The organism is Acinetobacter sp. YH16031 (assembly GCF_013417335.1).
Taxonomy (GTDB): domain Bacteria; phylum Pseudomonadota; class Gammaproteobacteria; order Pseudomonadales; family Moraxellaceae; genus Acinetobacter.
Window position 1 is genome coordinate 13,852 of record NZ_VPED01000005.1, and the last position, 23,280, is coordinate 37,131.

The 23,280-nt window shown below is 42.3% G+C and carries 21 protein-coding genes; 9 read left to right on the forward strand and 12 right to left on the reverse strand.

The window, feature by feature from the left end; translation table 11 throughout:
* Position 1 precedes the first annotated feature (1 nt).
* Together FTV31_RS03690 and FTV31_RS03695 are read right to left on the reverse strand one after the other, a co-directional pair.
* Positions 2-1,519 (reverse strand): 3-hydroxyacyl-CoA dehydrogenase, encoded by a 1,518-nt coding sequence (locus tag FTV31_RS03690; protein WP_180013090.1) that lies wholly within the window; start codon positions 1,517-1,519, stop codon positions 2-4.
* 3 nt (positions 1,520-1,522) lie between these two features.
* Positions 1,523-2,302, reverse strand: coding sequence for an enoyl-CoA hydratase (locus tag FTV31_RS03695; protein ID WP_180013092.1), 780 nt, complete (start codon positions 2,300-2,302; stop codon positions 1,523-1,525).
* A gap of 307 nt (positions 2,303-2,609) precedes the next feature.
* Between FTV31_RS03695 and FTV31_RS03700 the strand changes: the two genes are divergently transcribed.
* The 5 genes from FTV31_RS03700 (at position 2,610) to FTV31_RS03720 (ending at position 9,140) form a co-directional block, all read left to right on the forward strand.
* Positions 2,610-3,764 carry an acyl-CoA dehydrogenase family protein gene (locus FTV31_RS03700; RefSeq protein WP_166135179.1) on the forward strand — a complete coding sequence of 385 codons (1,155 nt, stop codon included), beginning with the start codon at positions 2,610-2,612 and terminating at the stop codon, positions 3,762-3,764.
* A gap of 57 nt (positions 3,765-3,821) precedes the next feature.
* Entirely contained in the window at positions 3,822-5,063 is a 1,242-nt protein-coding gene (locus tag FTV31_RS03705) for an MFS transporter (RefSeq protein WP_125279311.1), read from the forward strand.
* Between the two features lie 114 nt (positions 5,064-5,177).
* Positions 5,178-6,890: an electron transfer flavoprotein-ubiquinone oxidoreductase gene (locus FTV31_RS03710; protein ID WP_180013094.1), complete on the forward strand. Its 1,713-nt coding sequence runs from the start codon at positions 5,178-5,180 to the stop codon at positions 6,888-6,890.
* Positions 6,891-7,279: 389 nt separating this feature from the next.
* Positions 7,280-8,068: a PaaX family transcriptional regulator C-terminal domain-containing protein gene (locus FTV31_RS03715; RefSeq protein ID WP_180003915.1), complete on the forward strand. Its 789-nt coding sequence runs from the start codon at positions 7,280-7,282 to the stop codon at positions 8,066-8,068.
* Positions 8,069-8,162: 94 nt separating this feature from the next.
* Positions 8,163-9,140, forward strand: coding sequence for a fatty acid desaturase family protein (locus FTV31_RS03720; protein WP_180013096.1), 978 nt, complete (start codon positions 8,163-8,165; stop codon positions 9,138-9,140).
* Positions 9,141-9,195: 55 nt separating this feature from the next.
* Here FTV31_RS03720 and FTV31_RS03725 read toward each other — a convergent pair whose 3' ends face one another.
* Positions 9,196-10,146 (reverse strand): cation diffusion facilitator family transporter, encoded by a 951-nt coding sequence (locus FTV31_RS03725; RefSeq protein WP_180013098.1) that lies wholly within the window; start codon positions 10,144-10,146, stop codon positions 9,196-9,198.
* Between the two features lie 202 nt (positions 10,147-10,348).
* The gene (gene yfcF, locus FTV31_RS03730) at positions 10,349-10,996 is read right to left on the reverse strand and encodes a glutathione transferase (RefSeq protein ID WP_180013100.1); all 648 of its coding nucleotides are present in this window, start codon (positions 10,994-10,996) and stop codon (positions 10,349-10,351) included.
* A gap of 225 nt (positions 10,997-11,221) precedes the next feature.
* Here yfcF and FTV31_RS03735 point away from each other — a divergent pair, with 225 nt between their 5' ends.
* Positions 11,222-11,941 (forward strand): glutamine amidotransferase, encoded by a 720-nt coding sequence (locus tag FTV31_RS03735; RefSeq protein ID WP_180013102.1) that lies wholly within the window; start codon positions 11,222-11,224, stop codon positions 11,939-11,941.
* A gap of 181 nt (positions 11,942-12,122) precedes the next feature.
* On the opposite strand, the gene FTV31_RS03740 is transcribed toward FTV31_RS03735, so the two are convergent.
* The 5 genes from FTV31_RS03740 to FTV31_RS03760 all read right to left on the reverse strand — a co-directional run bounded on the left by FTV31_RS03740 (position 12,123) and on the right by FTV31_RS03760 (position 16,647).
* The gene (locus FTV31_RS03740; RefSeq protein WP_180013104.1) at positions 12,123-12,716 is read right to left on the reverse strand and encodes a YceI family protein; all 594 of its coding nucleotides are present in this window, start codon (positions 12,714-12,716) and stop codon (positions 12,123-12,125) included.
* A gap of 127 nt (positions 12,717-12,843) precedes the next feature.
* Entirely contained in the window at positions 12,844-13,299 is a 456-nt protein-coding gene (locus FTV31_RS03745) for a GNAT family N-acetyltransferase (protein WP_180013106.1), read from the reverse strand.
* 183 nt (positions 13,300-13,482) lie between these two features.
* Positions 13,483-13,698 carry a hypothetical protein gene (locus tag FTV31_RS03750; protein WP_004786275.1) on the reverse strand — a complete coding sequence of 72 codons (216 nt, stop codon included), beginning with the start codon at positions 13,696-13,698 and terminating at the stop codon, positions 13,483-13,485.
* Between the two features lie 135 nt (positions 13,699-13,833).
* Complete coding sequence (gene tkt, locus FTV31_RS03755) at positions 13,834-15,822, reverse strand: transketolase (protein WP_180013108.1); 1,989 nt, start codon at positions 15,820-15,822, stop codon at positions 13,834-13,836.
* 441 nt (positions 15,823-16,263) lie between these two features.
* Positions 16,264-16,647 (reverse strand): prepilin-type N-terminal cleavage/methylation domain-containing protein, encoded by a 384-nt coding sequence (locus FTV31_RS03760; protein ID WP_180013110.1) that lies wholly within the window; start codon positions 16,645-16,647, stop codon positions 16,264-16,266.
* Positions 16,648-17,119: 472 nt separating this feature from the next.
* Between FTV31_RS03760 and metK the strand changes: the two genes are divergently transcribed.
* The 3 genes from metK (at position 17,120) to FTV31_RS03775 (ending at position 20,429) form a co-directional block, all read left to right on the forward strand.
* A complete protein-coding gene (gene metK, locus FTV31_RS03765; protein WP_180013112.1) occupies positions 17,120-18,286 on the forward strand; it encodes a methionine adenosyltransferase in 1,167 nt (388 codons plus the stop codon).
* 336 nt (positions 18,287-18,622) lie between these two features.
* Positions 18,623-18,967, forward strand: a complete 345-nt coding sequence (locus FTV31_RS03770; protein WP_180013114.1) for a hypothetical protein — start codon at positions 18,623-18,625, stop codon at positions 18,965-18,967.
* A gap of 250 nt (positions 18,968-19,217) precedes the next feature.
* On the forward strand, positions 19,218-20,429 hold the full coding sequence (locus FTV31_RS03775) for a YeeE/YedE family protein (protein ID WP_180013115.1): 1,212 nt from the start codon (positions 19,218-19,220) through the stop codon (positions 20,427-20,429).
* 45 nt (positions 20,430-20,474) lie between these two features.
* On the opposite strand, the gene FTV31_RS03780 is transcribed toward FTV31_RS03775, so the two are convergent.
* The 3 genes from FTV31_RS03780 to FTV31_RS03790 form a co-directional block, all read right to left on the reverse strand.
* Positions 20,475-20,984: a hypothetical protein gene (locus tag FTV31_RS03780; protein ID WP_180013117.1), complete on the reverse strand. Its 510-nt coding sequence runs from the start codon at positions 20,982-20,984 to the stop codon at positions 20,475-20,477.
* Positions 20,985-21,046: 62 nt separating this feature from the next.
* Positions 21,047-21,826, reverse strand: a complete 780-nt coding sequence (locus FTV31_RS03785; protein WP_180013119.1) for a TIGR03915 family putative DNA repair protein — start codon at positions 21,824-21,826, stop codon at positions 21,047-21,049.
* Positions 21,826-23,085 carry a putative DNA modification/repair radical SAM protein gene (locus FTV31_RS03790; protein ID WP_175967365.1) on the reverse strand — a complete coding sequence of 420 codons (1,260 nt, stop codon included), beginning with the start codon at positions 23,083-23,085 and terminating at the stop codon, positions 21,826-21,828. Before FTV31_RS03790 ends, FTV31_RS03785 begins: the two co-directional genes overlap by 1 nt.
* Between the last annotated feature and the right edge of the window lie 195 nt (positions 23,086-23,280).

Sequence of the window (23,280 nt, forward strand, 5' to 3'; positions counted from 1 at the left end):
CTTAAACTGCAGCAGTGTGAAGAAGAGAAAGTTTTAAACGGGCGCGGCGTTGCAACCATGGGCTTGGGCGGTAACGCTGGTCACCGGTATTCGCCAGAATACGTTCTAGGATCAGCAGGATACGTTCTACCCCTAAAACATCGCCCCATGAAATTGGACCATGTGGGTAGCCCAGACCGAGTTTCACTGCCTTATCAATATCGTTAGCGGTTGCGATTTGCTGTTGGGCAATATCACAAGCCAGGTTCACCACCATTGCCAACACGCGCTGAGCAACAAAACCAATACTTTCAGCAATCACGGATACGCCATGACCATTTTTAGCGAACAGCGCATGTGCTTGGTTGATATAAGCTTTTTGAGTTACAATCGATGGCATGAGGGTCCGATGCTTGGCAAAATCAGTCAGCATATCAATGCTGATTGCACGAGTCACATCAACCTCAAAACGTAATGCAGCTGTTGTCGTGTCTTCACCATAAGTGGCCAATAGAATCAGACTGTCAGCTGCCGGAGTTTCAGCACTGTCGATGATCAAGCCTTGCTCACGGATATAGTCACGCAAGATGCTGGCATCCTGCTCAAGATCTGCTTTGATCCAGACTAGGCTAAATTCAGTCACTTCAGGCGCAATCTGAGCCGGAGCTTCATTGGTCTTTTGACCATCCTGATATTTATAGAAACCTTCACCGACTTTACGACCGACTTTTTTACCAGCCAGCATTTGACGGGTTAAAGCGCTTGGACGGTAACGATCTTCCTGATAATACTGATTAAAAATCGATTCCATCACTGGATGAGAAACATCTAGTGCAGTCAGGTCAAACAATTCCAGTGGTCCCATACGGAAGCCAGCGCCTTCACGCAGAATACGGTCGATTTCTGAAACGGAAGTAACACCTTCACCCAGAATTTTCAGTGCTTCCGTACCATAAGCACGGCCGGCATGGTTAACAATAAACCCAGGCGTGTCTTTGGTACGCACACCGAAGTGCCCCATACGTTGTGCCAGTTCGAGTAGATCTGCAACGACCTGTTCATCTGTTGCTAGGCCAGCAATCACTTCGACAATTTTCATCAAGGGCACTGGATTAAAGAAATGGAATCCCGCCATGCGGCTTTGATGCTCAAGATTGGATGCAATTGCCGTCACAGACAATGATGAGGTATTGGTTGCCAGAATGGTCTCTGCTGACACAATACCTTCCAGCTGTTTAAACAGACTTTGCTTGATGTCCAGGTTTTCGATGATGGCCTCAACCACCAGATCAACACCAGCCACTTCTTCAATGCTATTCAGGATTTTGAAGCGTGCCAAAGTTTCATTCAGGACTTCTTCGGTAAATTTACCTTTAGCTTGCAACTTTTCTAAAGTATTTTTTAGTTTAGCTAGACCTGCTTCTGCTGCACCTGCTTTAGCATCGAATAAGCGCACTTCCAGACCTGCCTGGGCTGCGATTTGCGCGATACCCATGCCCATTACACCAGTACCAATGAGCGCCATAGATTGAATGGTCATATCTTATTCTCCAGTGTATTGTGCAGGACGTTTTTCAAAGAACGCATTCACGCCTTCTTTCTGGTCTTTGGTATCAAATAGAATCTGGAAAGCTTTACGTTCCAGTGCCAAAGCACCTTGCAAAGATTGATCCTGTCCAAGATTGGTCACTTCCTTGATTTGCTGCACTGCAATTGGAGAGAAAGATGCAATCGTTTGGGCAATTTCTATCGCATGCGTAATAGTATTTTCATCTTCCACGACTTCAGAAACCAAGCCCATACGCTCAGCCTCAGCAGCTTTCACCAATTTACCGGTCAATACCCAAAGCATGGTTTGATATTTACCAATCGCGCGCAGTAAACGTTGTGTCCCACCTGCACCTGGCATCAAGCCCAGTTTCACTTCAGGCTGACCAAATTTGGCACTTTCACCGGCAATGATGATGTCCGCATGCATGGCCAGTTCACAGCCACCACCGAGTGCATAGCCATTCACGGCTGCAATAATCGGTTTCGGACAATCAGTAATGCTTTGCCAATATTGTTCAGTATGGCGTAAATACATTTGGGCTGTAGTTGCAGTGGTGAAATCTTTAATGTCTGCACCCGCAGCAAATACTTTTTCACCGCCGGTCAAAACAATCGCTTTTACAGCATCTAATTTTGAAAGGTATTGAAATGCTTCAGAGAGTTGCTGACGTAATTCCAGGTTCAAGGCATTACGTGCTTCCGGGCGATGGATTTGAACAATCGCGACGCCATCTTCCTGTACAGTCAATTTTAAAATTTCAGTGCTTTCCATAATCTTCTCATTTCGCACAGCGGTATTTAATTAACAATATACATAAATTTCGTTCAAAGTAAACTATTCAAATATGAACAAAAAATATTTTATAACGCCTTAAAAATAGCATTAATCACATTAAATCAATTATTTAAATCTAATTTTAAAGCAAAACATATATATCGCACAGCGAAATATAATTTCGTATATATTGATCCTTGTTTTAATTTTAATTAGTATCCGCATAAATTTAGCTTAGTGATGAGTTTTTATTCACATTGGACAAGATGTGGACAGAACGAAATCCTAGATACGGAGTTAGGACATGATTCGTGATCAGGAAACCTTAGACCAGTTGGTAGATATGATTCGCCAGTTTGTAGAAGGCGTATTAATCCCAAATGAAGAAATTGTTGCAGAAACGGATGAAATTCCAGCAGAAATCGTGCAACAAATGAAAGAATTGGGCTTATTTGGTTTAACCATTCCTGAAGAATATGACGGTCTTGGCCTGACCATGGAAGAAGAAGTCTATATCGCTTTTGAACTAGGCCGTACTTCCCCTGCTTTCCGCTCATTGATTGGTACGAATAACGGTATCGGCGCATCTGGCCTGATCATCGATGGTACTGAAGAGCAAAAACAGCACTTCCTGCCAAAACTTGCCAGCGGTGAAATTATTGGCTCGTTCTGTCTGACTGAACCGGATTCAGGTTCTGATGCAGCATCTTTGAAAACCACTGCTGTAAAAGATGGTGATGAGTACATTCTGAATGGTACCAAGCGTTTCATTACCAATGCGCCACATGCGGGTGTATTCACAGTAATGGCACGTACCAATCCTGAATTAAAAGGTGCTGCAGCTATTTCAGCGTTCATCGTTGACAGTAAATTGCCAGGTATTTCACTGGGTAAACGTGACAAGAAAATGGGCCAAAAAGGCGCACATACCTGTGACGTGATCTTTGAAAACTGCCGTATCCCTGCATCAGCTTTGATTGGCGGTGTAGAAGGCGTTGGCTTTAAAACTGCGATGAAGGTTCTGGATAAAGGCCGTATCCACATTGCCGCACTAAGCGTGGGTGCTGCAACCCGTATGCTGGAAGATTCATTGCAATATGCCGTTGAACGTAAGCAGTTCGGTCAGGCGATTGCCAACTTCCAGTTGATCCAAGGCATGCTGGCAGATTCTAAAGCTGAAATTTATGCAGCGAAATGTATGGTGCTTGATGCAGCGCGTCGTCGTGATGCCGGCCAGAACGTAAGTACTGAAGCATCTTGCGCAAAAATGTTTGCAACAGAAATGTGTGGCCGTGTCGCTGACCGTGGTGTGCAAATCCATGGTGGCGCGGGCTACATCAGTGAATATGCAATTGAGCGCTTCTACCGCGATGTGCGTTTATTCCGTCTTTATGAAGGAACCACGCAGATCCAGCAAGTCATTATTGCTCGCAATATGATTCGCGAGGCGACTCAGTAACAAGTTTGGCCTGATCAACTCTCCTTGCGATCAGGCCTTTTTTATAGGTAATGGATGATGGCTATAACGAATACAATTTCAAAAATTGGCCCAAATACCTGGAAAATCGCATTTATCTTTGCATTCCTCGCCCTGCTGGTCGATGGTGCGGATTTAATGCTGCTTTCCTACAGCTTAAACAGTATTAAAGCTGAATTTGGCCTAACCTCTGTGGAAGCTGGGATGCTCGGAAGCTTTACCCTTGCAGGTATGGCAGTTGGAGGTATATTCGGAGGGTGGGCTTGTGATAAATTCGGTCGTGTACGTACCGTCGTTGTCTCAATCCTTTTATTTTCGGCATTGACTTGTGGTCTTGGTTTTACCCAAAGCTTTGCTCAATTTGGTGCATTACGTTTCTTCGCTTCTCTTGGCTTGGGTTCTTTGTATATTGCATCGAATACTTTAATGGCTGAGTACGTACCTACTAAATATCGTACTACCGTTTTAGGTACATTACAGGCTGGCTGGACAGTTGGCTATATCGTTGCGACCTTGCTTGCGGGCTGGTTAATTCCAGATCACGGCTGGCGCATGCTGTTCTATGTAGCTGCGATTCCAATTGCCTTGGCTATTTTGATGCACATTCTGGTACCAGAACCAGCGGCATGGCAAGAAAATCGCTTCAAGAAAGTTGAAGTGACTGACAAACCTGCTGAGTCGACCTGGAAGCTGATTTTCCAGGATAAGAAAAACCGCAACATGTTTATCTTATGGGCTTTAACTGCTGGTTTCCTTCAGTTTGGTTACTATGGCGTTAATAACTGGATGCCGACATACCTGGAAAGTGAACTGGGTATGAAGTTCAAGGAAATGACTGCCTACATGGTGGGTACGTATACTGCGATGATTCTAGGTAAAATCCTTGCAGGCTTAATGGCAGATAAATTCGGACGTCGTTTTACTTATGCCTTCGGTGCAATTGGTACTGCGATCTTCCTGCCACTGATCGTATTCTATAACTCACCAGACAATATCCTGTACTTATTGGTGATCTTCGGTTTCCTATATGGTATTCCATATGGTGTGAATGCAACATATATGACTGAAAGCTTCCCAACCAATGTACGTGGTACAGCAATTGGGGGGGCATATAACGTCGGTCGTCTGGGCGCTGCAATTGCTCCGGCAACCATTGGTTATCTGGCAACTGGCGGTTCGATCGGTCTAGGCTTCCTAGTCATGGGTGCTGCATACTTTATCTGTGGTTTGCTCCCTGCTCTGTTCATCAAAGAAAAACTCTACGATCCTCAAAAATCTTAATCCGTTTTAGAAAAAGCCTCCTAGGAGGCTTTTTTCATAATCAATTCCCAACTTTCTATTTAAAAACTTTTTCACTGTGGTAAAATACCGCTAAGCGAAACAGGATTTCTTATTATGGAAGATATTTCTAGAGAATCGATGGAGTTTGACGTTGTGATCGTAGGTGCGGGTCCTGCCGGCCTGTCTGCTGCAATCAAGATCCGTCAACTTGCAATTGAAAACAATTTAAATGATCTGTCCGTTTGTGTCGTAGAAAAAGGCTCCGAAGTCGGTGCACATATTCTTTCGGGTGCTGTGCTTGAACCACGTGCCATGAACGAACTATTCCCGAACTGGAAAGAAGAAGGTGCGCCTTTAAATGTGCCAGTGACAGAAGACAAAACTTTCTTCCTTCTTTCAGATGAAAAATCACAAGAAGCCCCGCACTGGATGGTGCCGAAAACCATGCACAATGATGGCAACTATGTCATCTCTCTGGGCAACGTGGTGCGCTGGTTAGGCCAGAAAGCCGAAGAACTGGAAGTATCGATCTTCCCGGGCTTTGCTGCTTCAGAAATTCTGTATCATGAAGATGGTACGGTGAAAGGTATCCAGACTGGTGACATGGGGATTAGCAAAGATGGCGAACCGACGCATAACTTTGCGCCGGGTTATGAGCTGCATGCCAAATACACCATTTTTGCTGAAGGCTGTCGCGGTCACTTAGGTAAACGCCTGATCCAGAAATTCAATCTGGACAAAGATGCTGATCCGCAGCACTACGGTATCGGCATTAAAGAACTCTGGGAAATTGATCCTGCCAAGCATAAACCAGGCCTGGTAATGCACGGTGCTGGCTGGCCTTTATCTGAAACCGGTTCTTCAGGAGGCTGGTGGTTATACCATGCTGAAAACAACCAGGTGACACTGGGCATGATCGTGGATCTTTCTTATGAAAATCCACACATGTATCCATTCATGGAAATGCAGCGCTGGAAAACCCATCCACTAATCAAACAGTATCTGGAAGGCGGTAAACGTATTTCTTATGGTGCGCGTGCTGTAACTAAAGGTGGTTTTAACTCTCTGCCGAAATTTACCTTCCCGGGTGGTTCTTTAATCGGTGATGATGCCGGCTTCCTGAACTTTGCCAAGATCAAAGGCTCACATACTGCCATGAAATCCGGCATGCTCTGCGGTGAAGCGGTATTTGAAGCGATTGCTGCTGGTGTAGAAAAAGGCGGTGATCTGGCGATTGCACGTGTGACTGAAGGTGAAGACTTCTTTGTAAAAGAACTGACATCTTATACAGACAAGTTCAACAACAGCTGGTTAAAAGAAGAGTTGTATAGCGCGCGTAACTTTGGCCCAGCAATGCACAAGTTCGGTCAATGGATGGGTGGTGCGTTCAACTTCATCGACCAGAACGTATTTAAAGTGCCGTTTACCCTGCATGATTTAGTGCCAGACTTTAAAACTCTGAAAACGGTTGATGCAGTGAACTTCAAGCCGAACTATCCAAAACCGGATGGCAAGCTGACGTTTGACCGTCTGTCTTCTGTGTTTGTATCGAACACGGTACATGAAGAAAACCAGCCAGCGCACTTAAAGTTAACTGATGCTTCGATTCCGGTAGATGTCAATTTACCGAAATGGGATGAGCCTGCTCAGCGTTACTGCCCGGCAGGTGTTTACGAAATCATAGAAAATGATGACGGTTCGAAACGCTTCCAGATCAATGCAGCAAACTGTGTGCACTGCAAGACCTGTGACATCAAAGATCCATCTCAGAATATCACCTGGGTAACACCGGAAGGTGGCGGTGGTCCGAATTACCCGAATATGTAGGGTAATTTGTGTGAGTAAGAAATCTTTTTCTTGTTCATATACCCAATTTTGAAGCAGTTATAACTAACACTTCACTTTAATTTTTTAGGTAATCCCAGTTCCCTAGGGAGCTGGGATTAAAAATAATCAAGAATAAAAAAATAAAAACAGATTCAGGTCTTTTTCGCTGACTTGCTGCTTAGACCAGCTTATTGATTGTGAAATACGGTGCCCCAGTAAAAAACCAAGACCTTATCTAGTCATTTTTATCCATATACGTTGTCTTTAATTAAAATTAATTGCCTGAATATACAAACACTTTAGTCGTATTCCTCTTTGGTTCTTCCTATTCAAAATGCTATTGTACAAAAAGTTTCCAATTTCTTATTTTCTAATCACGATCTAGTTTCATGACTTATAAACTAAATGCCCGACATCTGGTGCTAGACCTGCTCTATGCCTCACATAATTCTACTGTTAGCATCAAACAGATGTTATGTGCAGCAGATTTATTAGGAATCTCTGACAACAGCTTGCGGGTTGCGGTCGCACGACTCAATCAGGATCAGATCATTCAGTCAGTAGAACGCGGCATTTATCAATTAATTGAAAAAAAATTTGATACTTCTTTTATCAGCCTGAACAAACATCCCAATATGCAGACCGCTATGGCCTGGGATGGCAAATACATTCTGGTTTATACCGGTGCTTTGGGGCGGGTAGATCGTACGGCCTTATCTAAACGGGAAAAAGCCCTGCGTTATTATGGATTTCAGGAACTGGAACAAAACGTGTTTATCCGCCCGGACAATTTGCAACTTGGTTTGAACGAGCTTAAATCAGCAGCCGTCAAGTTTGGCCTGGATCAAGGCGCACGATTTTTTCAGGTTAGTGAGATCGATCAGCACACCCATGTATCAGCACTTTGGGATATTCATGGCCTGCATCAAACTTATTTGAATATCAGCCAGGAAATTGAACAATGGTTTGAAAACCATCAACAGTTATCCTTGGCTGAATCAGCTAAAACCGCCTTTTATCTGGCGAAATCTGCTGTATTTAGTCTGCGTGCAGATCCGCTATTGCCTGAAGAATGGCTAGATGCTCCAGCCCGACAAAAGTTTGAACTGGCTGTACGGCGTATGGAAGAGCAAGGCCAGCAGTTATGGCAGCAATATTTTCAGCAGCAAGGCGTATAATTTATTTCCCATACACTCACAAAAATAAATTGACTGTAATATTTTAATTCAAATATAGTGATAAGAAATACAAGAATTAGATCAAGGCAGAATAATGAACAGTAAAGTGAGTGTCACAGAGCTATTTAGCCGTGAAGAAATTAGAGAGCTGACTACCCCATCCGATTTACAGGGTGCTTTGGCAGTGAGCTCAACTTGGGCTGTGATTGTTTTGACCTTTGGCACAGTCGCTTATTGCTGGGAATATTTACCAGTCTGGGGGAAAATATTGATATGTGCCTTGGCATTAGCCATTCTGGCAGGTCGTCAGCTGGCTATGGCCATTTTAATGCACGATGCCTCACACCACAGTCTGTTTAAAACCAAGTGGCTAAACACACACTTCACTGACTGGTTGTGCGCCCGTCCGATCTGGAATGAGGTCGGTAAATATCGTCCTTATCATTTGAAACATCATGCCGGCACCTCTCAACCTGATGATCCAGATTTAGGTTTGGTGAAAAACTTTCCAATTACTAAACAATCATTATTTAGAAAATTCTTTAGAGATTTAAATGGTCAATCCGGCCTAAAATTTCTGGCTGGCCGAGTCTTGATGGATTTAGAACTTCTGGAATGGAGTGTTTCCAATGATCCGAAACCAATTCCTCGTGGTAATCGCAGTAACTTGGAACTGGCAAAGAATCTGTTAAAAAATAGCTCGGGCATGCTGATTTCCAATGCTGCCCTATTTTCTGCACTTTGGGCCAGCGGTCATCCGAAACTTTATTTATTATGGCCGTTAGCTTATATCACCCCTTTCCCACTGTTTATCCGTATCCGGGCAATGGCTGAGCATGCTGGTCTGGAAACTAGCCATTCTGCACTGACTAATACCCGTACCACCCGTGCAGGCTGGCTAGCGCGGGCTTTCGTTGCACCGATTCATGTGAATTATCATATTGAACATCATTTAATGGCCTCTGTTCCACATCAAAATCTGCCCAAAATGCATCAGATGTTGCGAGAGCGCGATTACGTGAAAGCGCCACCGAGTTATAAAGATGTAATTGTTTCATTATTAAAAGGCTAAAATAAAAGATCGAAGTTTAAAAATACATTAAGTGTGATGGCAAAATTTCTCATACTTAATGTTGATGGCTTTCCTTATGCTCATGATGCTCATGTAAATGGGCTGATTGCCGATGCTGTTCTGGCGGACAATCTTCTGCTTCAATTTGCAATGTCATCTCGGTAATGTGATGTTCATGGTGCAACATCTCAAACGCCTCCTGATGCAACTTTTTATAGTCAACGTCTGGCGCAACTAAATGCACCGTTAACATCACCTTCTTGGAAGTAATCGCCCAGACTTTTAGCTGATGAATATCTTCAACACCGTCTAGCGCCAGTAGGTCATGGCGCAGTTTTTCAATATCGATTTCATCGGGAACCCCTTCCAGCAGAATATTGATACTCTGTTTCAATAAAATCCATGTCCGTGGAATGACCCAGAATCCGATCATGACCGCAATCACGGTGTCGATCCACATCCAGCCACTGAAATAGATGATCACTGCGCCAATAATGACACCCACCGAACCTAGTGCATCACTCAGTACTTCCAGATAAGCTCCTTTAATATTCAAGCTTTCCTGACTGCTAGAAACCAGAATTTTCATGGAGATCAGGTTAATGACTAGTCCGAGTATAGCGACAATCAACATGCCCAGACTTTCAATTTCAGGAGGATGGCTCAGGCGCTGATAAGCTTCGAACAGGATATACATCGCCACCAGAAATAGCATAATCGCATTAAACAAAGCCGCCAGAATTTCAAAACGCTGGTAGCCAAAGGTACGTTTATCATCTGCGGGTTTTTGCCCGATCTTAATTGCAGCCAGTGCAATAGCCAGTGCAGCGGCATCAGTAAACATATGTGCTGCATCAGAAAGCAAGGCCAGACTCTGAGTCATAAAACCGGCAATAACTTCTACAATTAAAAAGACTGTCGTCAGGGCTAAGGCGATGGATAGTTTTTTGGCATTCTTCGCACTAACTTCTACATGACTATGATCATGATGATGTGATCCACCCACCTTTTACTCCTTTTCATTTGAATCTGATTCTAAGTTAAGTTTTAGCTACTTCTTATTGCCTATACATTCTATCCTACGCTTGTAATACTTATATTTAAGCAATTTTTTGTATAACTTGGCTCTCTTTTAAAATATCAGTGTCTATTCATTAAGCAAGCTTAGTACTTAAATTATTAAATTGACCTCTCTACCGGACATAGAATCAGAACTCAGTATGGGTCCGCAGTTTTTCATTTTCCAAAATCCAGGACTGCACTGAAGATCGCTGAAAATTACGCTGGATATAAGCCTGAATTTTTTCGGGAAGCTCAACATCGTGACTAAGCAGACGATGCAGCATAAAGGCTAAATCAAAGTCTGCAATTGACCATTGTTCGGTGAGCCATAGCTCTTCAAGTAAAGTTTCTGTGATTGCCAGTAAGCGCTGAATATCCTGCATAGTCTCAGCCGATGCGATTAAAGGCCTTTTAGGTGGAACAAAGATCGAAGTTGAAGGCATATCCTGTCGGATAGAGGAAAAATCAGTTTTCATCAAAGCCTGAACGGCGCGACATTTTGCTCTGGCTTTCATCTCTGCAGGATATAAAGCAGGATAATCCGGTGCCGGAAAAGCATCTTCCAGATATTCGGTAATCGCCCAAGATTCAAATAAATGAAAATCATCAATAATCAGGCAAGGGACTTTACCACTCGGACAAATTTTACGATAAGCCAAAGATTGCTGTTCCAGCAGATCCAGATCGATCATTTTTTCCTGAAAGTTGAGTCCTTTCTCTTTTAGAGCCACATAAACTGACATGGCATAAGGACTGATACGTTTTTTATCGACATATAAGCAGATATTGTGCATTTTTTATCCTGCCTCTTATGATTATCCACTGCTTTCTACTCTAACGCCTTTTTTATAGAAAAGGAAAATATCGCTGCATATTGATACAAAGCGGAGTTATAGTCTTACAGAGGATTGCCAATTTGAATGAATCACTTACCTGATGCTAACTCACCGGATTAAAAAGACTTCTAATTTTTTGCAGAATAACGTTAAATAAATATTTTCCATTTAGACCTGATTGCTATGCTGAACCTTGATCACTTCCCCGATACCGTATATGCCATTCAACATCTGGCTTTTGAAGACCTAGGCGCTTGGGAAGATGTGTTTTATCAGCTGGGGTTACGTGTTCGCTATTTTGAAGCCGGTATTGATGACCTGCGTAAAGCTTATGAATATACAGGTCTGACAATTATTTTAGGGGGTCCAATTGGTGTTTATGAAACGGAGGACTACCCGTTCTTACAACAAGAAATAGACTTACTTAAAGTGCGTTTAGAAAAGAATTTGCCCACTTTAGGTATTTGTCTGGGTGCTCAACTCATTGCTCATGCACTCGGTGCTAAAGTCTATGCAGGACATAGCAAAGAAATTGGCTGGTCTAAACTTACTCTTCTAGCCGCTGAGAATAACCCGCTGCAACATCTGAAAAATATTGAAGTGCTACATTGGCATGGCGATACTTTTGATCTGCCTGAACAGGCTGAATTATTAGCCAGTTCCAATCTCTACCCAAATCAGGCTTTTCGCTTAGGATCAAATATTCTGGCTCTGCAATTTCATCCTGAAGTCGCTGGCGATAGCTTGGAAAAGTGGCTAGTTGGTCATACCTCTGAATTACGCCAAACCAAAATTAATATCCCCGCTCTTCGGGCAGCCAATCTTCAATTTGCGCCTGCACTGGAAAGCACTTCTAAATCTGTCCTAGAGCAATATCTGACTCAGTTAAAACTAGTATCTTGATCAAAGGTACTGGATAAATATTTATGATTGAAAGTTTGTCAAAATAGATTAATGGAATCATAGCTAAGATTTTTTAGTTTCAGATAAATGCCAATTCTGATTCATAACTCATCTATTGGCCCAAGAAAAAAGCACCTTTATAAAGGTGCTTTTTTCTTTTTATGCAGTATAGAAATAAATCTTATTTCTTTGCAGGTTCTGCCGGAATGGTCGCTTCAGTGGTGATTTGAACAGTAATCTTGTCACTCACATGCGGAACATTTGCGCCTAAGCCGAATGCAGAACGGTCAAATGATGTTGTGGCATTAAAACCAATTGCCGGAACTTTTGCCATTGGATGTTCACCCTGTTTATTTAACACGGCATCCAATACCACTGGTTTGGTCACGCCTTTAACGGTTAAATTACCGGTAATCTTGAAGTTCTTTTTGTCCTTGGTTTCTACCTTAGTACTTTTGAAGGTAATATTTGGATATTTGGCCGCATCAAAGAAATCTTCTTTCTTTAAATGGTCATCCAGTGCAGTAACATTAGTATTAATGCTGGAAACTGGAATGGTCACATCTACAGAAGATTTGGCTGGCTGTTCATTGTCGACCACAATTTTACCCTGAATATCAGAGAAATTGCCTGATGGTGTAGAAAAACCAAAATGGTTCCAGCTAAATACCGTCGCAGTGTGACCCGGATCAATTGTATAAGTCACCGGTTTTGCAAAGCTAAAAGTTGCAACAGATGCGGCTACCAAGCCTAAAGTTAATGTTTTCAAATTCATGTTGTTATCTCTCGTCTGAATTAACTTCAGTTTATAGAATCTTGAACCGTTTACATCCCTAAAGATAAAACGTTTTGTTGCAACTATGAAACGATAAAATTGTAAATTCTCGTGTAAATCTAAGCATTTAAGACATACGATACTGGATAAATCCGGTTTTTTTGGCCACTTTATCATAGAGCAATCTGGCTTTATGGTTTGATTCATGGGTGAGCCAATACACCCGATCACAATTACGCTGCTTTGCTACATCATAGACATGCTGAATTAGAGCACGTGCTATGCCCTGCCCGCGATAATCCGGATGAACAAATAAATCCTGTAAATAGGCATAAGGACGCATGGTCCAGCTACTGTCATGCTCAACAACATGAACTAGTCCGACTACTTTTCCATCAATCAGTGCAGCAAAACCATACATATTGTCCTGCCCAGGACTAGTGAGCTTGGTCCAGGTATTTTCATTAATTTCTTCTGAAATTTGTGCCTCACAAAAGGTTTGATAGCCTTTCCATAAAAACAGCCATTCCGGCTGTGATATTTGCTCTAGAGATTTGATCTGGATCTGGGATGATATTTCCATATTGAGTAACTTCTTTGGTTTATGTCTTTAATTATCTTTAAGTCAATTATTTACGATATAAGTCATTAAGTTTTTATGATGACATAAACTTAGATTTATCTTATCTAATGTTCATAAGCAACTGCCAGATGAAAATCATCCGATATAAAAAAAGCCCCGCTCAGGGACTTTTAGTATTTTTTATTAAAGTTTTTCAACCAGAATACGATCTACCTGTTTCAAACCAGAATGCTTTTCATGGTTCTTGCGACGTACTTTAATGATTTTTTCTTCAGCCATTTCCTGAAGTAATAGCTCAACCGCTACCATTGCTTCAAGGGGTAGATCCTGCCCGATCCATTTCTGCTCGCCTGCATCCATTAAAGTAATTTCATCACTAATTTGTTCATACAAGCTCATGTTTATCTCACTCTTTCATTTCAATTATGGGAGAACACTTTTTAGCGGTTGCCACATGAAAACAAGGCTAGAAAGCGGAAAAACAAAAGACGCCCCAAAACTGGGGCGCCCTTAAAAGACGACTTAATCAGTTGATTAAGCAGTAATCTCTTTTACAGCTGCTACAACAGCTTCAGTTGTAATGCCGAAGTGTTTGAACAGGTCTTTAGCAGGTGCAGATTCGCCGTAAGTGGTCATGCCGATCACACGACCATCCAGACCTACAAATTTCCACCAGTAATCTACATGTGCAGCTTCAACCGCTACACGTGCACGAATATTTGAAGGAAGAACCGCTTCACGATACGCAGCATCCTGTTTCACGAACTCTTCAGCACATGGCATAGATACGACACGTACACCTTCAAGCTGTGCATAAGCTTCCATTGCAAGAGAAACTTCAGAACCAGTCGCAATGATAATCGCTTTCAATTCGCCTTTTTCTTCAGCCAGAACATAACCACCTTTCGCTACATTCTCAATTTGTGCTTGAGTACGAGTCTGGAATGGCAGGTTTTGACGAGAGAAGATCAACGCTGTTGGACCTTCTGAACGCATCAAAGCAGATTTCCAGGAAATCGCTGCTTCAACGGTGTCACATGGACGCCATGTATTCAGGTTTGGTGTACCACGTAAAGATGCGATTTGTTCGATTGGCTGGTGTGTAGGACCATCTTCACCCAGACCGATTGAATCGTGAGTGTAGACATGAATCACACGTTGTTTCATCAGCGCAGACATACGTACTGCATTACGTGCATATTCCATAAACATCAGGAATGTTGCTACATAAGGAATGAAACCGCCATGCAATGCTACACCATTGGCAATCGCAGTCATACCAAATTCACGTACGCCGTAGTGAACATAGTTACCTGCTGGATTGTCCTGTACGCCTTGTGCCCCTTTCCAAAGTGTCAGGTTAGAACCTGCAAGGTCAGCAGAACCGCCTAGTACTTCTGGTAATGAAGGTACAAGTGCTTGTAACGTATTTTGGCTCGCTTTACGTGTCGCAATGGTTTCTTCTTTCGCATTTACTTCAGCGATATAAGCATCTGCTTTTGCAACGAAGTCCGCTGGAAGATCCCCAGAAAGACGACGTTTTAATTCAGCTGCTTCAGTTGGATATTTTGCTGCATAAGCTGCAAAAGTTTCGTTCCATGCTGCTTCAGCTTGTGAACCTTTTTCTTTGGCATCCCAAGCTGCGTATACATCCTCAGGAATGACAAATGCTTCGTCTGACCAGCCTAAAGCTTCACGAGTCAATACGATTTCGTCATTACCCAAAGGTGCACCGTGACAGTCTTCTTTACCCTGTTTGTTTGGTGAACCTAAACCGATCACTGTTTTACACATGATGATGGTTGGTTTGTTCGCTTCAGCTTTTGCTTCTACAGTGGCTTGACGGATTGCATCAGCATCATGACCGTCAACTTTGATTACTTGCCAGCCATAAGACTTGAAGCGTTGTTCTGTATCGTCAGAGAACCAGCCTTCAACTTCACCGTCAATCGAAATGCCATTGTCGTCATAGTAAGCAATCAGCTTGCCCAGACCTAAAGTACCTGCCAAAGAACATGCTTCATGAGAAACACCTTCCATCAAACAGCCATCGCCCAGGAAGCAGTAAGTGTAGTGATCAACAACTTTAATATCGTCTTTGTTGAATTGCGCTGCTAAAGTTTTTTCAGCCAGTGCAAAACCAACAGCATTTGCGATACCTTGGCCTAAAGGACCAGTGGTTGTTTCAATACCCGGTGCATAGCCCAATTCTGGATGACCTGGAGTTTTAGAATGAAGTTGACGGAATGCTTTAAGATCTTCAATTGAAAGATCATAGCCCGTTAAATGAAGAAGTGCGTATTGAAGCATAGAGCCATGGCCATTCGACAATACGAAACGGTCACGGTTAGCCCAATTCGGATTTGTTGGGTTATGGTTTAAGAATTCACGCCAAACCACATCAGCGATATCTGCCATCCCCATTGGAGCACCTGGATGTCCTGAGTTTGCTTTTTGCACAGCATCCATTGCCAATACACGAATTGCGTTTGCAATACGACGTTCATTAAGCGGGGTTGTCATAAATCAGCGTCCAAATAAATTCAGAAGAAATAGGAAATGATGAAAAGACTTTCAAAACTGCCGTCTATTGTCTTAAAAAAACAGCGAGGGGTAAAGACTAGCCTACAATATTTATCAATTTATTGATCTTGTATTTACCTATCGGATAAATATTCTGCACTTTTAAGGTGCATTGATTGACTAGAGTCTAAGTTAGATTCTAATAAGATGATAAATCTGGGATTATTCTTAACTATTTTTTATAAATTAAACTTTCGCAATATGTTGAATTCCTTTTCAGGATACATCCAGATAGGAGTCAAAACAGAAGATCCAGACTTAAATAAGTGATCTTTTCCAGTCCATAAAAATGCATATGTGAATATTTAATGTCTGCCCAAGATCATCAGACATGAAAAGATAAAGGTTGAAGTTCAATCAGCCTAATCGATTCCACGAAAATTATTGTCCTCGGCAATCTTTAGGTAAATAACGCTGACTGATATCGCTCGAAGAACAACTGCCGCTATAGACATCAAAGGCGATGGATTTGCCACGAATAGCCGGATCTACCCCATCCTGCCGTAGCTTAAATTCTATCCGGCAAGCGGCATTGATCACGACTTTTTCAATATATTGGGTTCCGCTGCCAATTTGACGGCCTGCATCACAATGTCCATCAGAGGCAATAAATTGAGTTCGATAGCTACCTACCTGCTCAAAAACCTCTGCTAGTTGGCTTCGCACTACATAACTATGATAACTCATGCCGGCTACTGTCGCCAGAATAGCAATAATTGTGAGTACAATCATGACTTCAATCAAGGTAAACGCCTTTTGATACATGCTTTTCCATCTCCGTATAGTCTTTTAAACAAGTCCATACCAAAAGATTTCGCCACTTCCTGACAGGCGGTTTCTGAAGACTTGAAACTACTATGCAGAGTCGGACTATTTGCAGCAAGGCTGTCTGTCGTACGATCAATACACCCTTCTTAATTTATTAATAGAATGATCACTTTCCTTGATATTTTAAGCACTTTAATTTTTATATTTTTCTTAGTATTTAGTTCTGCAAATTTATTTGAAAATATCACTGCTTAATATGTGTCTCTTATCAATTCACAGACTATTTATTAAGTTTATTAAATGAATCCACCCTGCTGTTTAATTAGGCATATCAGTTTTTTTAATTCCAATAATCAAATAAAAGCACAATAATTTGAAACAATTTCGTGCAATTTTGTCGAGTTGCGCTAGTCCTAGAGCACAAGTCGATGTAACATATCGGGTCTTTAAATTTAACTGTGATAGGACTATGCGCGAGTACGCTGTATTTACTTCGGAATCTGTAAGCGAAGGCCATCCAGATAAAATGGCTGACCAAATCAGTGATGCTATCTTGGATGCAATCTTAAAAGAAGACCCATACGCACGGGTTGCTTGTGAAACGCTTGTAAAAACAGGTGCGGTTGTACTTGCCGGTGAAATCACAACAACTGCGAACATCGATTTTGAAGCGGTTGTCCGCCATACCGTTAACAGTATTGGTTATCATCATTCTGACCTTGGTTTTGATGGTTCGACTTGTGCAATCATCAACATGATCGGTAAGCAGTCTCCTGAAATTGCTCAGGGTGTAGACCGTCAAAAACCTGAAGATCAAGGTGCCGGTGACCAGGGCTTGATGTTTGGTTATGCCAGCCGTGAAACTGATGTACTCATGCCTGCGCCAATTTCTTATGCGCACCGTTTAATGGAAAAACAGGCTGAATTACGCCGTAACGGTACATTGCCTTGGTTACGTCCAGATGCAAAAAGCCAGGTGACTTTCGCTTATGAAAATGGCGTGCCTGTTCGTCTAGATGCTGTTGTGCTTTCAACTCAACACGATCCTGAAATTTCACAAGCTCAATTAAAAGAAGCTGTGATTGAAGAAATCGTGAAAAAAATCATTCCTGCCGACATGTTCCATGCAGACACCAAATTCCACATCAATCCGACCGGGATGTTTGTGATCGGTGGTCCTGTAGGTGACTGTGGTCTGACTGGCCGTAAAATCATTGTAGATACTTACGGCGGTATGGCACGTCACGGCGGTGGTGCATTCTCTGGTAAAGATCCATCAAAAGTTGACCGTTCTGCTGCTTATGCAGGCCGTTATGTTGCGAAAAACATTGTCGCTGCGGGTCTTGCAGATAAATGTGAAATTCAGGTGTCTTATGCAATTGGTGTTGCCGAGCCAACTTCAATTTCAATCAATACCTTCAATACAGGCAAAGTGTCGGATGAATTGATCGTTCAATTGGTTCGTGAGCACTTTGACCTGCGTCCATATGGTATTACCCGTATGTTGAACCTGATCCAGCCAATGTATAAACAGACTGCGGCTTATGGTCACTTTGGTCGTGAAGGTTCAGATACTGCATTTACTTGGGAAAAAACTGACAAAGTCGAAGCACTTAAAGCATCTGCTGGTCTATAAGTTTTCAAGTTTTAAAAGCTCGCTTTATGCGGGCTTTTTTTATGGCTTCTACTTTTAGCCTGACAAAAATTGAGCTGGAAATAGTTGTGTTTTGTTACATCTAAAACTCATATTAAAACGGATAAACTTATTCTTTATAAGCAGTGAGAAGCCATCCATACAAGGGTTATAAGAAAATACATTCAAATAATCAGACAATTTATATCTAGCAGAAATTGTATAAGCCTTTATAAAAATTACATTTAGCGAACAAATTCTGATCTAATTATTAGCATAAATTCAAATAAATACTCGCTAGACTGTTTTCGACCTTACAACTACAAAGGATATGACACGATGAATAAATTACTTGTTGCTTTGGGTTTAGTTGCTACCGTAACACTGGTGGGTTGTAGTAAAGAAAAACAGCCTGAGACTGGCGCCACTACAGGTGAGCATTTAGAAAATGCTGCTACTCAAGCCGGCCATGATATGGAAGATGCCACTCATGAGGCGTCTCAGGAAACTGACCAAGCCATGGATAATGCGGCAGCGAACGCTTCCCGTGCCGCTGATGAAGCTGCAGCTGCGACTTCTCGAGCAGCAGATGCCACTGCTGAAGCCGCTAAAAACGCGACTGCTGCAACTGCGGGTGCTATTGAAGAAGGCGCAGGCAAAGTACGTGAGAAAGCTGAAAATTAATTTTTAAAGCTTTCAATCTTTAAAAGCCTGCTTTGCAGGCTTTTAAACTTTTTATACGTTTCACTATTAGACGGGTGATTGTTCTAATTAAAATGATATCTTCTGAAATAATCACGACCTTATATCATTTAAAGTCATAATTGTTATCAGTTATCAGGATGTTTAATTGACTCTTAGAAGCCCTAGATCAGCCCATTTTAGTGAGAAATTGCGTAATATACGCGACTTTATTTTTAAAGCTTGATCTCCCATGTCTGTTATTGCTGCGTCTTCCCAGCGATCGAATCTCTCGGTCTGGGTGGCTTTTATTTTACTTATACTAGGAACCGTCGGTGCCTATCACATCGTAGGTCTAAACCAGGCTCTATTATTTCTAGTGGGTGGTGCACTGGGCATGACCTTGTATCATGCCTCGTTTGGTTTTACCTCCAGCTGGCGCGTCTTTATTAAAGAACGTCGTGGTCGTGGCTTACGTGCCCAAATGATCATGTTAGGTCTTGCTGTATTGCTATTTTTCCCTGCTTTAGGCGCAGGTGAACTGTTCGGTAATCCAGTTCAAGGCTTTGTCAGTCCGGTTTCACTGTCTGTGGTGATCGGGGCATTTATTTTCGGGATTGGCATGCAGCTCGGTGGCGGTTGTGCATCAGGCACACTTTATACCGTTGGTGGTGGTAGTGCCCGTATGCTGGTAACTCTGTTCTTCTTCTGTGCCGGCTCACTGATTGCGACTTCGCATATTGACTGGTGGTTTAACCTGCCTCATTTCGCACCCATCTCCATTGTAGAAAGTTTTGGTGTCATTCCTGCACTCGTTTTGAGCTTTATCATTTTTGCAGTTATTGCTGCTGCAACTATCTTTTTTGAAAAGAAACGTCATGGCAGTCTGGAAATTGAAGCTCAAAGCCAGCATCAGGGCTGGAAACGCTTTTTGCGTGGTCCATGGCCATTAATCTGGGGCGGAATCATTTTAACCCTGCTTAACTTTGCTACTTTGGCGCTGGCTGGTCGTCCATGGGGGGTCACTTCTGCCCTTGCTGTCTGGGCCGCGAAATCTGCAAGTTTTGTGGGAATTGATGTTGCCTCTTGGGCATATTGGCAGCAACCAGCAAATGCCAAAGCCTTATCTGAATCGCTCTGGTTCGATATTACGTCCATGATGAACTTTGGCATCATGCTTGGTGCATTATTGGCCGCCAGTCTAGCAGGTAAATTTGCACCCAACTTCAATATTCCAAAACGTTCATTGGCTGCTGCGGTTATTGGCGGTTTGATGCTCGGCTACGGCGCTCGCCTGGCTTATGGCTGTAATATCGGTGCCTATTTTAGTGGTATTGCTTCGGGCAGCGTACATGGCTGGTTATGGCTGGTCTTCGCATTCCTTGGAAATGGGCTTGGGGTAAAACTTCGTCCAATTTTCTTCCCCGGTGAGAAACCTCAACCAGAAAAACTGACTGGTTGCTAAATAAAAAAGCCCATCTTTGCAATGGGCTTTTTTATAGCTTAATACTTACAACGCAGCTTTTAAATTACAGCCATAATTCATGGTCTGTTGCACTTGGCGATAAGTGGTATAACGATCCAGAATAAAAGTATAGAACTGATCGCTAGATGCAAAATTTGATTTCAGGTCTTCATTCTCGGCTTTTGGCAACTGGATTTCATCGACCAGATTCAGATTATAATGTCCCAAGCGATACATCTCGGCAAAATAGCCATTCATCATGTCACAATAGGCCACTTTACTGGATTTTAGAGCAGTCCGGCTGACAGGATGCTGATTCAAGGTTTGCAGGTTATTCACATCCAAAAGCAGCTGATGAGAAAAGGCAATACTTTCTACTTTTTTAAATTGCTGAAAGTCCTGTGCCAACTTACTGTTTAGATGATCAAAACGTTGCTGTAATTCCTGTGCACTTTTAACCTGATATTTACCCGGATCTACTGCTACTTTCTGTTGCTCTGCTGAACATGCAGCCAATCCAGTTACCATAGCTAATGATGCCAGCCATACCTTCATATCTATACACTCGATCTAAATATTAGCTGTCATTATGCCTTAAACTTGGGCGAAGATTTTATTTAAAGTACTTTCTCATTCATATAACGCCAATAACGTTTAGGTACATATTGGATATGCAGTTTCATATTTTGTCGTGCCTGAATATTCACGCTTTTAAAATAATCTTTCCAAAGCTGATCATAGAGTACTTCTTCATCATCGAGTTCAATACTAAAAGACTGACTATGTCCAATCCGGATTTGTGGATCAACCATTTCTGCATTCATCTCTATCTGGTGCACATCATTTAAATCGTAATAGATGCCGTACTGGCGCTGCTCATCATAAATTAGCCAACGCTGATCTTGATAACGTTCCTTAAAATGCCGGGAAATAATCGGCAGTACATTAAAATCCGGTTTCACCAGACTGAGGAACAAACCATCTTTGGCTTTTTTGAAGCGGACAAAAGCTTCCATACGATGCTTTTCACGCCCGACCTGTTTGCACCATTGTGACATTCCGATGACTGCATGATGGCCATAATCTTTATCAACCGGCCGTTGGTTTTTAAATACATAAACTGCAAAATCAAATAGATTCTGAAATGCCTGTTCTTTTTCAGAAAGAAAAGCATAATAAAAAGCCTTTAAAGTGCTAGATGATACTTTCTGTTTTAGGCCTTGCCAGACCCGCTGTCCCTGACTTTCATTCGAGGCCACATGAATAAAATCATCGAATAAGCCATTTTGTGCCTGCGGATTGGCAGTCACTTTGACATCAAATTCTTTAAATTCAAAAGCCCGAAAAACACAGCTTAATAAACCGGTCATGGTGCCATCAAAACAGTAGTGTGCCATTAAAAACCGAATCCCAGTTGAGGTGACAATTGTTGCTGATATTTGGATTGACCGGCTTGTAAAATCTGCTGGCGAATCTGCTGGGATTGCTGCTCCTTTTTAAATTTCGGTGTATCTGCACAGCGGATAAAATGCTGTGCCCGGTTATACGCTACTCCCATCCTTTTCAGTTGGTCGATATGAATCTGACCAAAACGGCGTGCCTGTACAATCTTTTTGGCAGAACGTACTCCAATGCCCGGCACGCGTAAAATCATTTTGTAGTCGGCTCGGTTAATATCAACCGGGAAGGCCTCAGGATGACGTAAAGCCCAGCTCAGCTTTGGATCAATATCCAGATCCAGATTTGGATGCTGGTCATCCACAATTTCATCCGCTGAAAATCCATAAAAACGCATCAGCCAGTCAGACTGATATAGACGATTTTCTCTTAATAAGGGTGGCGCTGAGCCGATTGCGGGTAAGGCTTTTTCTTCGGGGTTAATTGGAATATAGCCAGAAAAATACACGCGTTTCAGCTTAAATTCCTTGTAGTGCCGATCAGCCATCAAAATAATATCTTTGTCCGTTTCACTATGCGCACCGACCACCATTTGCGTGGTCTGCCCTGCGGGAACAAATTTGGGAACGGATTTGATGATCTTACGTTCATCTTTCAACTGGATTAAGCGATCCCGCACAATTCCCAGATCTTTTTGCACTTCTGTATGGGTTTTCTCTGGGGCAAACTTTTGCAGGCCTGCTTCGGTTGGCATTTCCAGGTTGATACTCATCCGGTCGACATATAAACCCGCTTCAGTAATGATCTCCTGCGATGCTCCGGGAATGGTTTTGAGATGAATATAACCATTAAAATTTTCTTCAAGACGCAGCTTTTTCACCACCTGCAACATCCGCTCCATGGTGTAATCTGCTGATTTAAAGATTCCCGAACTGAGAAACAGCCCTTCAATATAATTACGGCGATAAAAATTCATGGTCAGATCGACCACTTCCTGCACGGTAAATGCAGCACGTTTTACGTCATTGGAACGACGGGAGACACAATAGGCACAGTCAAAAATACAGACATTGGAAAACAGTATTTTCAGTAATGAGACACAGCGGCCATCTTCAGTATAACTATGACAGATCCCGTTTCCGGTATTACCCAGGCCTTTGTCTTTATTTTTACGGTTACTGCCACTCGATGAACAGGACACATCATATTTGGCAGCATCAGCTAAAATTTGTAGTTTTTCTCGGATACGATCAGACATGATTTCAGCAAGTTGTTGGCTAAAAACCTATTATAAATTTTCCCTGTTCTGCACTATAGCTTTCCTGTCTTTGTGGCGACATCTCATGTCGTAAGAAATGTAATTGAACCGTTATCCATACAGCATTATTTCAAAATAAAATAACCAATATGATTTGCTTAATTCTGCGGCTATAGGCAAAGTAGATAGAGTAAC